Origin of the sequence: Pseudomonas simiae (genome assembly GCF_000934565.1) — a bacterium.
GTDB lineage: Bacteria > Pseudomonadota > Gammaproteobacteria > Pseudomonadales > Pseudomonadaceae > Aquipseudomonas > Aquipseudomonas simiae.
In genome coordinates this window covers 1,570,426-1,584,384 of sequence record NZ_CP010896.1, presented here as the reverse complement: position 1 = coordinate 1,584,384, position 13,959 = coordinate 1,570,426, and the positions used below count along the sequence as shown (strand labels likewise).

The following is a 13,959-nucleotide window of genomic DNA, read 5'->3' as shown; positions in this document are numbered from 1 at the left end:
CGAACGGTTCAGGCCTTGCGCAACCAGTAACGGTACACACCGGCGGCGTCTTCTTCATGCAACAGCGTGTGGCCGGCCAGCTTGGCAAAGGTGCGGAAGTCACGCTGGGAGCCCGCGTCCGTGGCGATCACCTTGAGCACTGCGCCACTGGCCAGACGATTGAGTTCCAGCTTGGCCTTGAGCAAGGGTAACGGGCAATTGAGGCCGGTGGCATCGAGTTCGGCATCAAAGGCGACAGCGTCGGTCATGGTTTACTCCGGGCAAGCATTGGGGATGCTTAGAATATCTGGTCCGAAGCTCAGTGTCCGGCTACAGTAAGCTCTTTGTCGAAAGGCTCTGTGCATGACTTTTTTGCGCCCCACCCTGCTGACGCTGGCTTGCCTGCTGGCCTCCCCAGGCTTCGCTGACGACCTGCCGTCACTCGGCGACGCCAGTTCTGCCATTGTCTCGCCACAACAGGAATACCAGTTGGGTCGCGCCTGGCTGGCGTACCTGCGGGGCCAGGTCTCGCAACTCAACGACCCGCAGCTCAAGGATTACGTCGAAACCAGCGTCTACAAGTTGGTGGAGACCAGCCAGGTCAACGACCGGCGCCTGGAGTTCATCCTGATCAACAGCCCGCAACTGAACGCTTTCGCCGCGCCCGGCGGGATTGTCGGGGTCAACGGCGGCCTGTTCCTCAATGCCCAGACCGAAGGGGAATATGCCTCGGTACTGGCGCACGAATTGGCGCACTTGTCCCAACGCCACTTCGCCCGTGGCGTGGAAGCCCAACAGCGCATGCAACTCCCGATGATGGCCGCGCTGCTGGGCGGCATCATTGCCGCAGCAGCTGGCGCGGGTGACGCTGGTATTGCCGCTATTGCCGGCACCCAGGCGGCTGCGATCCAGGAACAGCGCCGGTTCTCGCGTCAGAACGAGCAAGAGGCTGACCGCATCGGCATCCTCAACCTCGAAAAAGCCGGTTACGATCCGCGCTCCATGCCGACCATGTTCGAACGCCTGATGCGTCAATACCGCTTCGACGCCAAGCCGCCGGAATTCCTGCTGACGCACCCGGTGACCGAATCGCGAATCGCCGACACCCGCAACCGCGCCGAGCAAGCCAAAACCGGCGGCAAGGAAGACAGCCTGCGCTATCAACTGATCCGCGCACGGGTGCAGCTGCAGTACGAAGACACCTCCGGCCTCGCCGCCAAACGCTTCCAGGCGCAGTTGGACGAAAACCCGAAGAACGATGTGGCGCGCTATGGCCTGGCCATTGCCCAGATCAAGGGCTCCCAGTTCAAACAGGCACGGGAAAACCTGGCGCCCCTGCTTGCGAAGACACCCAACGACATCACTTACAACCTGGCGCAGATCCAGCTGGACATTGACAACGGCCGCTTGCCTGACGCCCAGCAACGTACGGACAAGATGCTGACTCAGTATCCGGGCAACTACCCGCTGAATCAGATACGCGTGGATCTTCTGCTCAAGCAGAACCGTACCGCCGATGCGGAAAAGGCGTTGGACAGCTTGCTCAAATCTCGTCCGGACGACCCTGACGTGTGGTACCAGGTCGCAGAGACACGCGGCTTGTCCGGCAACATTATCGGCCTGCACCAAGCCCGCGCCGAGTACTTTGCGCTGGTGGGGGATTTCCAGCAGGCCATCCAGCAGTTGGATTTCGCCAAGCGTCGCGCCGGCAACAACTTCCCGTTGTCTTCGCGGATCGACGCCCGTCAACGCGAGCTGATCGAACAGGAACGCCTGGTCAAAGGGATGATGAGCTAACTCCATCGCCCACAAAAAAGCCCCGCCTTCATTCAACGAAGGCGGGGCTTTTTGTTTCTACCGACTTACTCGGCGAGCTTGAACGTAATGAAGCTTGCACGCCCCTGACGCAGCACTCGCATCGACACCGAACGATTCTTCGGCAACGCCTTGGCGATGTCGGTGAACTGCTTGGTGCTGTCGATGGCCTGGTTATTCAGGTGGGTAATCACGTCACCCGGCTGCAGGCCGATCAGAGAGGCAGGGCCGTCCTGCACTTCCTTGATCACCACGCCACTCTTGAGGTCGAAGGTCTTCTTCTGCTCAGCGGTCAACTCAGCCACGGCAATGCCCAGGCGGTTGCTGCTACGCTCGGCACCTGGCTTGGTGTTGCCCAGGGCATCCAGGGTTGCGCCCTCCTCAGGGATGGCACCGACCGTCAGTTCAACGGTCTGGCGCTTGCCTTCACGGATCACTTCCAGCTTGGCCTTGCTGCCGGCCTTGAGTGCGCCCACCAGGTGTGGCAGGTCGGCCGACATGACGATCGGCTGGCCATTCATGCTCAGGATCACGTCGCCGACATGCAGGCCGCCTTTGGCAGCAGGGCCGTCGTCCTGGATCTGCGCGACCAGGGCACCGGCCGGCTTGTCGAGACCGAAGGATTCCGCCAGGTCTTTGTTCACTTCCTGGATCACCACACCCAACCAGCCACGGCTAACCTTGCCGCCGCTTTTCAGCTGGTTGGAAACGTCCATCGCCACGTCGATCGGGATAGCGAACGACACGCCCATGAATCCGCCGGAACGGGTGTAGATCTGCGAGTTGATCCCCACCACTTCACCCGCCAGGTTGAACAGCGGACCACCCGAGTTACCCGGGTTGATCGGCACGTCGGTCTGGATGAACGGCACGTAGTTCTCGTTCGGCAGACTGCGGCCGATGGCGCTGACGATACCTTGGGTCACAGTGTGGTCAAAACCAAACGGCGAACCGATGGCAACGACCCACTGCCCAGCCTTCAGGTCCTGGGATTTACCCAGCTTCAGCACCGGCAGGTCTTTGCCTTCGATTTTCAGCAGCGCCACGTCGGAACGTGGATCGGTGCCCACCAGCTTGGCTTTCAACTCACTACGGTCAGCCAGGCGCACGAGAATTTCGTCGGCGTCTGCAATCACGTGGTTGTTGGTAAGGATGTAGCCATCCGACGAGATGATGAAGCCCGAGCCCAGGGACTGAGCCTCACGCTGGCCACCGCCACCGCCACGGGGGGCGCGCGGTTGCGGCATGCCGCGCTCGAAGAACTCGCGCAGCATCGGCGGCAGGCCTTCCAGGTCCGGCATCTGCTGGTTGGAGACTTTGCGCTCCGGCAGTTTTTGCGTGGTACTGATGTTCACCACGGCCGGCGAGGCTTGCTCAACCAATTGGGTGAAGTCAGGCAACTCGACCGCTTGCGCGGGCAAGGCCTGACCTAGCACCAATACCGTGGCGACTATGGATAGGTAAGACTTCAAACGTGGTATCGACATACAGCTCCCGTTACGACGAGCAGGGTTGAGCGACAGGGTTCAAGAAACGCCGAAAACTGCGACCGACATCTTTGTTCCGCGAACAAAACAAGGCCAGAGCCGACAAGCCCTGACCTATAAAAAACATAAGAGATTTTTGCAAGTGAAAATGCTGATCCAGACATTTCATGCTCTCGGCAGCCAACCTGGCATGCAAATACAGTGAAACGTCAGGATGAACATAGGATTAACGACTCACGGCTGCACGGCTGGCTTTTTTTCACCACGCACCGACAACGCGATACGTTCTGCAGTGCCGATCGGGATTTCGCCCACCACCGTCACCATCATCTCGCCATCCACTGTATTGAGGCGACGGGATACAGCGACCGTAGGGCCCAGTTGCGTGCGCGTTTCGGTGACACTCGCATCGCTGATTGGCTCAAGGAACACTGAGAAACGCGCCAGCCCATCCTCATACATCAGGCTGTCGACTGTCGCCTTGGTCTGGGTGTCTTTACGCGAGCTGGTGCTGGTCAGCTGAAAGCCCGGCGGCAACCATTCCAGATGCCACGCCTCAGTAGGCTGCACGACGGGGGCTTTTTCATTGGCGACGGAGAGAGGTGCGCACTCGCTACTGGGCTGCAGATCGCGATCATCCGGCACAACCGAAGTGTTCAATCGCGTGAACTGGAAGCGCTCAAGCAACTGCCCCTGATCATTCAGCAAAAGGGATTTGAGCGGCAGCGCGGTTTCGCGATCCAGGTGCAGTTCAAAACCGTAGCGATACTGGTCACGCGGCGTGATCGACACGATCACCGCATTACGCCCGGCCACGCGGGATTTGCCAATGACGGCCAGTTCGTAGAATTGCTTGAGTTTTTGCGGATCCAGCGCACGGGATGGCGCATCGCGCGAGTTGCCCAGGCCTGCGACGAGAGTGCCGCTGACACATTGGGTCCGGCCATCCAGCCGCACGACTTCCTGGGCAGAACCATCGAGCTGCAAGAGCCGCTCACGGACCTGACCCTCCTGGACACGATGCCAGATGTCATGGGTAGAAAAACTGCCGTTACGTTCATAGACGAACGTACCTTGAAAGCTTTGCTGCTGCTCTGCACGCCCAAGTCGAGTCAGCCAGTCTTGGGCTTCGTCGGCGTGGGCGGGGAGTGCAAAACAACCACTGAGCAAAAGCGTAAGGAGCGGTATGGCTCGCATAGAGCTCCTTACGGATTAGCGGTTTTCCAAACTGGCTGCACGCGCATAAGGCAGAGCGCTTTCAGTGCCCTTCAGAGCCGATTCCTGTGCATGTTGGCGCAGGTAGCCTGGAAGACGCTGGTCCTGCCAGCCGGATTGCCCTTGCAATACACCGTTGGCCATCGGGCCTGTGGTGTCAGAGCTTTCCTTGTAGCCGGCCAGTACCGCTGGGCCTTTGACCTGAGGGCCTGCCATCACCGGCTGTTGAGTCTGCTGGGCCAGTTCGGCACCGGCGATCTCGTCCTGGTTGTACAGGCGAACACCGGCCAACACCGCAACAGTCACCGAAGCAGCAACTGCCAGGCGACCCAGGCTACGCCATGGTCCACGAGCAGCTTTTGCCGGAACGGCTTCATCAGCCAGCGCGGCAGAAACGGCCGCAGCAATATCCAGACGAGGGATTAGAAGATCCTTGTGCATCACCGCCCGAGCGACTTGGTAACGAGACCAGGTATCACGGGTTTCGGCGTCATCAAATGCGTTGAGCACTCGACGAAGTTCCAGTTCATCCGCTTCGTTATCCATCACTGCGGACAGCGATTCCTGCAGGGCATCACGACTCATGGCGGTTCCTCTCTTGGCTGTCGCCGCTGTCTTTAGTTCTCTTGCAACAACGGTTGCAAGGCTTTATCGATGGCTTCCCGGGCCCGGAAAATCCGTGACCTTACAGTCCCCACCGGACACTGCATGACGCTCGCAATGTCTTCGTAACTCAGACCATCGAATTCACGTAAAGTTAACGCCGTACGCAAATCTTCTGGCAGTTGCTGAATTGTGCGATGAACGGTGCCTTCGATCTCGTCGCGCAGCAATGCACGCTCCGGCGACTCGAGATCCTTGAGGCCGTGATCACCATCGTAAAATTCTGCATCTTCTGAACTTACATCGCTATCCGGTGGGCGGCGTCCGCGAGACACCAGATAGTTCTTCGCCGTGTTGATGGCGATCCGGTATAGCCACGTGTAAAACGCGCTATCACCGCGAAAGTTACCAAGTGCACGGTAAGCCTTGATAAAGGCTTCCTGTGCAACGTCCTGCGCTTCATGGGTGTCGTGCACAAACCGCACGATCAACCCGAGAATTTTGTGCTGGTATTTCAGCACTAGCAGATCAAAAGCTCGCTTGTCGCCGCGTTGGACGCGCTCGACCAGCTGCTGATCCTCTTCCTGGGTTAGCATGAACACTCCTCGTTGTACTTTAAGGAGGCTTGCATAACTAAACGATCAGGCTTGCAAACATAGACTCGGTCTTTTCGCAAAAGTTCTCCCCCTTCAAGCAAGTTTCCGGCACGCACTGATTTGGCACACACGAAAAACGCAGTACGGGCATAGCCGACTGCGCGAATAATCTTGTCGCCGGTTTTCTGACGCGTCCAATGCTCCCGACGGGCCAATAAACTCAACGTTTTCCCAGCTTTCGGGCAACCTGCTATTGAGTCGGGGCTCATGCAAAAAGTTCCCGTTTCAATAACCTGCCGATTTTACCCAAGCCGCGCACCGTAATCTCACATTGCCACGAATGCCCGGCTATTGTGCCGCTCCACCCCTCTATATACTAGTAGCCCGTGTGACCCTTTGATTCGCCGACCCAGGCGTCCTGTTTGCGCCACCTCTTCGGATCGCTTTTGCGGAATCCCTCAAATGAGCCAACAGTTTCAACACGATGTCCTGGTGATCGGCAGCGGCGCGGCCGGCCTGAGCCTTGCGCTGACCCTTCCCAGCCACCTGCGCATTGCGGTACTGAGCAAGGGCGACCTGGCCAACGGCTCGACATTCTGGGCCCAGGGCGGTGTCGCCGCGGTGCTGGACGACACCGACACCGTGCAATCCCACGTCGAAGACACCCTCAATGCCGGGGGTGGCCTATGCAATGAAGAGGCCGTGCGTTTCACCGTCGAGCACAGCCGCGAGGCCATCCAATGGCTGATCGATCAAGGCGTCCCCTTTACCCGTGATGAACACGCGGGGAGCGACGACGGCGGCTTCGAGTTCCACCTGACCCGCGAGGGCGGCCACAGCCACCGCCGCATCATCCATGCTGCCGACGCCACCGGCGCCGCCATCTTCAAGACGCTTCTCGAACAAGCCCGCCAACGCCCCAACATCGAATTGCTGGAACAACGCGTCGCCGTCGACCTGATCACCGAAAAACGCCTAGGCCTGGACGGCGAGCGCTGCCTCGGCGCCTATGTGCTCAACCGCGCCAGCGGCGAAGTCGACACCTACGGCGCGCGCTTCACCCTCCTCGCTTCGGGGGGTGCAGCCAAGGTCTACCTCTATACCAGCAACCCCGACGGAGCCTGTGGCGATGGCATTGCCATGGCCTGGCGCTCGGGCTGCCGGGTGGCCAACCTGGAATTCAACCAGTTCCACCCTACTTGCCTGTATCACCCACAGGCGAAGAGTTTCCTGATCACCGAAGCCCTGCGCGGCGAAGGTGCCCACTTGAAACTGCCCAACGGCGAACGCTTCATGCAGCGCTTCGACCCACGCGCCGAACTGGCCCCGCGCGACATCGTCGCCCGCGCCATCGACCATGAAATGAAGCGCCTGGGCATCGACTGCGTCTACCTGGACATCAGCCACAAACCCGAAGCTTTTATCAAGGCGCACTTCCCTACCGTGTACGAGCGCTGCCTGACGTTCAACATCGACATCACCAAAGGCCCGATCCCCGTGGTGCCCGCCGCGCACTACACCTGCGGCGGCGTGATGGTCGACCAGCACGGGCGCACCGACGTACCGGGCTTGTATGCCATTGGCGAAACCAGCTTCACCGGCCTGCATGGCGCCAACCGCATGGCCAGCAACTCGCTGCTCGAATGTTTCGTCTATGCGCGCTCAGCGGCGGCGGACATTCTCGAACAACTGCCACGCGTTCCGGTGCCGGCAGCCCTGCCCCGCTGGGACGCCAGCCAGGTTACCGATTCGGACGAAGACGTGATCATCGCCCATAACTGGGACGAGCTGCGCCGCTTCATGTGGGACTACGTGGGGATCGTACGCACCAACAAGCGCCTGCAGCGCGCGCAGCACCGAGTGCGATTGCTGTTGGATGAAATCGACGAGTTCTACAGTAACTACAAGGTCAGCCGCGACTTGATCGAACTGCGCAACCTGGCCCAGGTGGCGGAGCTGATGATCCGCTCGGCCATGGAACGCAAGGAAAGCCGCGGCCTGCATTACACCCTCGACTACCCGCAGATGCTGCCCGAGGCCCGCGACACTATCCTGGTGCCAACCACCTACGGCGGCTGAACTTCAGGCGTACCCGCAGGCGCCGATGCACATCGGCGTCCTGCGAATCCCTGGGTACACACACCGAACGGACCCGCCATTCGCCCTGCACCCGGTAACGCAGAACGACGATCAATGGCAAGGCGAGGCTGTCCGGACGCAACTGCACGCTGTGCCAGCCCCGCTCCGCACTGAGCAACTGCCAACCATCAGTGTCACGGCGCAGACCACGAATCGACGAACGGTGGGTCAGCAGAATAAAGCGCGGCAAAACCCAAGCGGCGTGCAACAGACACACCAGCAGGCCAAGGCTTGAATAGGACAGATCAAGAAACAAAAACGCACCCAGCGCGAACAGCTGGGCGAGGAGATACGCCGCCAGCAACAGCCGTGAGGCCTGCCAGCGGCATTCAAAGGTATTACTTGGGCTGGACACGGTCCAGGATCATCCTGACCATGCGCTGCAACTCTGGGTCTTCGGATTCGGCGCGCTCCATGAACCAGCCGAACATGTCCTGGTCTTCACAAGTCAGCAGCCTGACGTAGAGGTCGCGATCCACCTTACTGAGCGTTGCGTAGACCTCTTTGGTGAAAGGCACCAGCAACACATCAAGCTCAAGCATGCCACGACGGCTGTGCCAGTAGAGACGATTGATTTCTACATCTTCGACCATGGAGCGCTCCTCAAATAGGCGGCAAGTATACAGGGCCGACGGCACCGGAACAGTCGGCTTTGGTCGCCCCATACGGAAACTATCCATTTGCCGGGCGCCCCTCTATGATGCACCCATGACTTTTTGACCTGCGATGACCCATGGCCGACTCTGCTTTCTTCTGCCCCCTGTCCCACGAAGGCGTTCTCGCCGTCCGCGGTGCCGACGCCGCCAAATTCCTTCAGGGCCAACTGACCTGCAACCTCAATTACCTGAGCGATACCCAGGCCAGCCTCGGCGCGCGCTGCACGCAAAAAGGGCGCATGCAATCGAGCTTCCGCATCCTGCTGCAAGGTGACGGCGTGGTGCTGGCCATGGCCACCGAGCTACTGGAACCCCAGCTGGCCGACCTGAAGAAGTACGCCGTGTTCTCCAAATCCAAACTGACCGACGAAAGCGCCGCCTGGGTGCGCTTCGGTCTGATGAATGCGGAGCCGGCCCTGACCAGCCTTGGCCTTGAACTGCCCGCCGAGACCGACAGCGTCGTTCGCAGCGATACCTTGATCGCCATCCGCGTCTCCCCTGACCGCGCTGAACTTTGGGTGCCTGCCGAGCAAGGCGACGCCGTACGCAATCAATTGGCTGCAACCCTTGAACAAACCGATCTGAATGAATGGCTGCTGGGGCAGATCCGCGCCGGCATCGGCCAGGTCATGCCGCAAACCCGCGAACTGTTCATCCCGCAGATGCTCAACCTGCAGGCCGTGGGCGGCGTGAGTTTCAAGAAAGGCTGCTACACCGGCCAGGAAATCGTCGCGCGCATGCAGTACCTGGGCAAACTCAAACGTCGCCTGTACCGATTGAGCCTTGATGCGCCTGAAATGCCCGAGCCAGGCACTCCGCTGTTTTCGCCCAGCCACACCAGCGCGATCGGCGAAGTGGTCATTGCGGCAAAAACTGACCAAACCGTTGAACTTCTGGCCGTGTTGCAAGCCGAAGCTGCCGATAGTGGCGATGTGCATGTAGGTACGCCGGAAGGCCCCCGTTTGCACCTGCTCGACCTGCCTTACACGCTCGACCGTGATCGAGAGATCCAGCGCTGATCGCCGTACCTTTTTGCAACACCCTAGAGAGCATGAATGAACACGCTGGCGGAAAAAGTCCAACAGGCTTTAGTGAGGGCCATCGACAACGATGAGCTGGTTCTGCCGACATTGCCGGAAGTGGCCCTGAATATTCGCCAGGCCGCCGAGGACCCGGAGATCAGCATCAGCCACTTGAGCAAAGTGATCGGTCGCGACACCGCGCTGTCGGCGCGCCTGATCAAAGTGGTCAACAGCCCGTTGTTGCGCGCCACCCAGGAAGTCACCGACCTGCACACCGCCATCACCCGGCTGGGCACCAACTACAGCAGCAACCTGGCAATCGGCCTGGTGATGGAGCAAATTTTCCACGCCCGCTCCGACGTGGTCGAACAAAAGATGCGTGATGTATGGCGCCGCAGCCTGGAAGTGGCGGGCGTCAGTTACGCCCTGTGCCGCAGCCACAGCCAGCTCAAGCCAGACCAGGCGGCACTCGGCGGCCTGGTGCATCAGATCGGCGTATTGCCGATCCTGACGTACGCCGAGGACCACTACGAGTTGCTCGCAGACCCGGTCAGCCTCAACCATGTCATCGAGAGTATCCACCCGTTACTGGGCGACAAACTGTTGGGAGTCTGGGACTTCCCGGAAATGCTGGCGAAACTGCCCGGCCAATACCTGGACCTGGAACGCGACTCGCCCAAGCTCGACTACATCGACCTGGTGCAGATCGCCGTGTTGTATTGCCATCGCGGCACCGATCATCCCTTGGCCAGCGTACCGGTCTCGACCTTGCCGGCGCTCAAGAAACTGCGGGTCGACCCCTACAGCGATGCGTTGCGCGCCGAGCTGGATGAAGCCCGCTCGATGTTCTACTGATCAACCCGCGATAAAACTCACCCGCACCTTCAAGCCGGCCTGCTCGCCATCGTGCAGGCTGATCTGGGCCAAGTGCGCCCGACAAATCTCACCGACAATCGCCAACCCCAGGCCAGACCCCATCCCCTGCTGGCTGCGACGGTAGAAGCGCTCGAAAACGCGGTCCCGCTCATCCAGCGGGATCCCAGGGCCATCGTCCTCCACTTCCAACACGGCGGGCGCCGTCACCCGCAGGATCACATTGCCCCCCGGAGACGTGTGAGCCAGTGCGTTATCCACCAGGTTGCTCAGCAACTCATTCAATAAGGTTGGCTCACCGCGCAGCCACACGGGCTCGTCGGCCTCCAACGCCAGCGCCACGCCGCGCGCGTGGGCCAACGGGGCCATGGCCATACCCAGCTCCCGCGCCAACTGGCTGAGGTCCAGCAATTGCGCGCCGCCTTCGGCAATCGCGCGGGCACCGTTTTCAATGCGTGCCAGCGACAACAACTGATTGGCCAGATGCGTCAGGCGGTCAGTGCCCTGGGCTGCGGTTTCCAGGGTGCTGCGCCAAGTAGCGGGATCCTCGGCGCGCAACCCCAGCTCCAGCCGGGCCTTGAGGGCCGCCAGCGGGGTACGCAGTTCATGGGCTGCATCGGCGATGAACTGCGCTTGACGTTCGAATTGGCCGCGCAGGCGCTCGGTGAAATGGTTGAGGGAGCGCACCAGCGGCCCAAACTCATGCTGCACTTCCACCAAGGGCAATGGCCGCAAGTCGTCTGGCTGACGTTCTTCTACCGCCGTGCGCAGGCGCTCCAGCGGGCGCAACGCGGCACTGACGGCAAACCACACCAACAACAATGCGCCGACCGCAAGCATCCCCAGGCGCAGCAACGTGTCCGCCATCAGACTGCGGGCCATGCTCACCCGCGCTTCATCGGTTTCAGCGACACGGATCTCCGCCATGCCGTTCATATTCGGTTCGGAGACCGCCTTGAGCAGGCTCACCACCCGCACCTGCTGGCCCTGGTACATGGCGTCATAGAAGCGTGCCAGCGCCGGATAGTCATCGGTACGCGGCGTGCCAGGCGGCGGGCCGGGGAGGTTTTCGTAGCCGGAGATCAGCTTCTGATGGATGTCATTGACCTGGTAATAAATGCGCCCGGCGCTGTCGTAGGCGAACGTATCCAGGGCCACATACGGAACGTTCGCACTCAAGGTGCCATCCACCTGGGTCAAGCCTGCGGCAATGGTGCGCGCCGAGGCCAGCAGCGTGCGGTCGTACGCGGTGTCGGCGGCCTCGCGGCCGTTCCAGTAGGCGCTCATGCCGCTGGCGAGCATCAACAGCACCAGCAACAGCGCCAGGTTCCACAGCAGGCGCCAACGCAGGCTGCTGGGCTTATGCATCGCGGGCTTCCAGCAAGTAGCCGAGGCCGCGGAAGGTCACGATGGCGATGGGCTGGCCATCGAGTTTCTTGCGCAGGCGGTGCACGTAGATTTCGATGGCATCGGGGCTGGCTTCTTCGTCCAGGCCGAACACTTGGGAAGCCAGCTGCTCCTTGCTCATCACCCGGCCCGGTCGTGCAATCAGCGCCTCAAGCACTGCTTGCTCACGGGAGGTCAGCGTCATCAGCTCGCCGCCCACGGTGAAACGCCGGGTGTCGAGGTCATAGACCAACACGCCGCAGGCCTGCTGGCGCTCGCCGCCCAACACACTGCGCCGCAACAGTGCCTTGACCCGCGCCTCCAACTCCGTGAGCTCGAAAGGTTTGGCGAGGTAATCGTCGGCGCCAAGATTGAGGCCGTGCACACGGTCCTTCACATCACTGCGCGCGGTCAGCATCAACACCGGAAGATTTTTTCCACGGGCGCGCAAACGTGCGAGCACCTCGAAACCGTCCATGCGTGGCAACCCCACATCGAGGATCGCCGCCGCGTACTCCTCGCTGCTCAGGGCCAGGTCCGCCGCCACTCCATCGTGCAGCACGTCAACGGTCAAACCCGTGCTCTTGAGCGCTTGCGCGACGCTTTCGGCAAGTTGCAGATGGTCTTCAACCAGCAAGACACGCATGGATTTCTACCTCGTTCAGGGGTGGTCGGCGCCACGCTTTGGCGGGCAGTTTACAGGCGCCGCCTGCCCTGTGAAGCCCGAAAACATTGAAAGGCCGTTGAAAGGTTAGTGAAAGCTTCGCCCTTTAGCATCCAGCTACGGTGGTCTATGCCCGCCGAGCGACCTCAACGTCGCGCCCGAAAAACGCCTCGAAGCGTTTTCGCCAAAATAAGAACAATAACGGAGTACACAACGATGCTGTCGACACAGCCCCAGGCCTCCTCGCCTGTTCGTTTTTCTCGTCTGACCCAGATCGCCCTCGCCAGTGCTGCTACGCTTGCCGGCTTTTCGCCGCTTAGCCAGGCTGCCTTCTTCGAAGACAGTAGCGCGACCCTGGAAACCCGCAACATGTACTTCAACCGCGATTTCCGCGACGGCACCAGTGCGCAGCAATCCAAGCGCGACGAATGGGCCCAGGGCTTCATGCTCAATCTGCAATCGGGCTACACCGACGGCACCGTCGGCTTTGGTGTGGACGCGCTGGGCATGCTCGGGGTCAAGCTCGACTCCAGCCCCGACCGCACCGGCACCGGCCTATTGCCCACCCATGACGACGGCCGTGCCGCCGACGAGTACTCCAAGCTGGGCCTGACCGGCAAAGTGAAGATCTCGGCCACCGAGCTGAAAATCGGCTCGCTGATTCCCGAATTGCCGATCCTCAAGCCCAACGACGGGCGCATCCTGCCGCAGACCTTCAATGGCGGCCTGATCACCTCGAAAGAATTCAAGAACCTGGTATTCACCGGTGGGCGCCTGGACAAAGCCAAGGACCGTGACGACACCAATTACGAAGACATCGCCCTCAACAACAAGAACAGCCGCTTCGTCAGCGGCGCCACCGGCAAGCACTTCAACTTCGGCGGCGCGGACTACAAGTTCGCTGACAAGATCACCGGCAGCTACCACTTCGCCCAGCTGGATGACGTGTACCGCCAGCACTTCCTCGGCCTGGTGGCCTCGCGCCCGATGGGGCCTGGCACCTTCGGCACCGACCTGCGCCTGGCCATCAGCGATGATACCGGCGCAGCACGCGGCGGCAAGATCGACAACACCTCCCTCAACGGTCTGTTCAGCTATGCCCTCAATGGCCATAAGCTCAGTGCCGGTTACCAGCACATGTCCGGCGACAGCGCCTTCCCGTATGTGGATGGCAGCGACCCGTACCTGGTCAACTTCGTGCAGATCAACGACTTTGCCGGCGCCGAAGAGCGTTCCTGGCAGGCGCGCTACGACTTCGACTTCGCCAAGCTGGGCATCCCCGGCCTGAGCTTCATGAGCCGTTACCTCTCGGGTGACAACATCAAGCTCAAGAACGGCGAGACTGGCAAGGAGTGGGAACGCAACAGCGAGATCAAGTACGTGGTGCAAACCGGCACGTTCAAGGATGTGGCGGTGCGCCTGCGCAACGCCACCTACCGTTCCAACTACTCCGCCCGTGATGCGGATGAAATGCGCTTGCTGGTCAGCTATAGCGTTGCGCTCTGGTAGTAACCCCTCATAACA

Annotated in this window: 14 protein-coding genes; 5 read left to right on the top strand and 9 right to left on the bottom strand. The window is 60.6% G+C overall.

Annotation, left to right across the window (positions count from 1 at the left end; translation table 11 throughout):
* Positions 1-8: 8 nt before the first annotated feature.
* Positions 9-248 (bottom strand): sulfurtransferase TusA family protein, encoded by a 240-nt coding sequence (locus PF1751_RS07100; RefSeq protein WP_042570712.1) that lies wholly within the window; start codon positions 246-248, stop codon positions 9-11.
* A 94-nt stretch (positions 249-342) separates the two neighbouring features.
* Between PF1751_RS07100 and PF1751_RS07095 the strand changes: the two genes are divergently transcribed.
* A complete protein-coding gene (locus PF1751_RS07095; RefSeq protein WP_010212199.1) occupies positions 343-1,776 on the top strand; it encodes a M48 family metalloprotease in 1,434 nt (477 codons plus the stop codon).
* Between the two features lie 65 nt (positions 1,777-1,841).
* Here PF1751_RS07095 and PF1751_RS07090 read toward each other — a convergent pair whose 3' ends face one another.
* The 4 genes from PF1751_RS07090 to rpoE all read right to left on the bottom strand — a co-directional run bounded on the left by PF1751_RS07090 (position 1,842) and on the right by rpoE (position 5,695).
* Positions 1,842-3,281: a DegQ family serine endoprotease gene (locus PF1751_RS07090; protein WP_010212202.1), complete on the bottom strand. Its 1,440-nt coding sequence runs from the start codon at positions 3,279-3,281 to the stop codon at positions 1,842-1,844.
* Positions 3,282-3,515: 234 nt separating this feature from the next.
* Positions 3,516-4,478: a MucB/RseB C-terminal domain-containing protein gene (locus PF1751_RS07085; RefSeq protein WP_010212204.1), complete on the bottom strand. Its 963-nt coding sequence runs from the start codon at positions 4,476-4,478 to the stop codon at positions 3,516-3,518.
* Positions 4,479-4,493: 15 nt separating this feature from the next.
* Positions 4,494-5,081 (bottom strand): sigma-E factor negative regulatory protein, encoded by a 588-nt coding sequence (locus tag PF1751_RS07080; protein WP_003172479.1) that lies wholly within the window; start codon positions 5,079-5,081, stop codon positions 4,494-4,496.
* Positions 5,082-5,113: 32 nt separating this feature from the next.
* Positions 5,114-5,695, bottom strand: a complete 582-nt coding sequence (gene rpoE / locus PF1751_RS07075; protein WP_003172477.1) for an RNA polymerase sigma factor RpoE/AlgU — start codon at positions 5,693-5,695, stop codon at positions 5,114-5,116.
* Between the two features lie 462 nt (positions 5,696-6,157).
* On the opposite strand from rpoE, the gene nadB reads away from it, so the two are divergent.
* Positions 6,158-7,774, top strand: a complete 1,617-nt coding sequence (gene nadB / locus PF1751_RS07070; protein ID WP_021491034.1) for an L-aspartate oxidase — start codon at positions 6,158-6,160, stop codon at positions 7,772-7,774.
* On the opposite strand, the gene PF1751_RS07065 is transcribed toward nadB, so the two are convergent.
* Together PF1751_RS07065 and PF1751_RS07060 are read right to left on the bottom strand one after the other, a co-directional pair.
* Complete coding sequence (locus tag PF1751_RS07065) at positions 7,743-8,189, bottom strand: protein YgfX (protein ID WP_042570710.1); 447 nt, start codon at positions 8,187-8,189, stop codon at positions 7,743-7,745. The two genes, nadB and PF1751_RS07065, sit on opposite strands and share 32 nt — an antisense overlap.
* Positions 8,173-8,427 (bottom strand): FAD assembly factor SdhE, encoded by a 255-nt coding sequence (locus PF1751_RS07060; protein ID WP_044286766.1) that lies wholly within the window; start codon positions 8,425-8,427, stop codon positions 8,173-8,175. The genes PF1751_RS07065 and PF1751_RS07060 overlap by 17 nt, the downstream gene beginning before the upstream one ends.
* A 140-nt stretch (positions 8,428-8,567) precedes the next feature.
* On the opposite strand from PF1751_RS07060, the gene ygfZ reads away from it, so the two are divergent.
* Complete coding sequence (gene ygfZ, locus PF1751_RS07055; RefSeq protein WP_044286765.1) at positions 8,568-9,509, top strand: CAF17-like 4Fe-4S cluster assembly/insertion protein YgfZ; 942 nt, start codon at positions 8,568-8,570, stop codon at positions 9,507-9,509.
* Positions 9,510-9,545: 36 nt separating this feature from the next.
* Positions 9,546-10,367 (top strand): HDOD domain-containing protein, encoded by an 822-nt coding sequence (locus PF1751_RS07050; RefSeq protein ID WP_021491036.1) that lies wholly within the window; start codon positions 9,546-9,548, stop codon positions 10,365-10,367.
* Here PF1751_RS07050 and PF1751_RS07045 read toward each other — a convergent pair whose 3' ends face one another.
* A complete protein-coding gene (locus PF1751_RS07045) occupies positions 10,368-11,753 on the bottom strand; it encodes a sensor histidine kinase (protein ID WP_010212218.1) in 1,386 nt (461 codons plus the stop codon). It abuts the gene before it with no gap.
* Entirely contained in the window at positions 11,746-12,417 is a 672-nt protein-coding gene (locus tag PF1751_RS07040) for a response regulator (RefSeq protein ID WP_010212220.1), read from the bottom strand. The genes PF1751_RS07045 and PF1751_RS07040 overlap by 8 nt, the downstream gene beginning before the upstream one ends.
* 234 nt (positions 12,418-12,651) lie before the next feature.
* Here PF1751_RS07040 and PF1751_RS07035 point away from each other — a divergent pair, with 234 nt between their 5' ends.
* Positions 12,652-13,944 (top strand): OprD family porin, encoded by a 1,293-nt coding sequence (locus PF1751_RS07035; RefSeq protein ID WP_044286763.1) that lies wholly within the window; start codon positions 12,652-12,654, stop codon positions 13,942-13,944.
* Positions 13,945-13,959 lie beyond the last annotated feature (15 nt).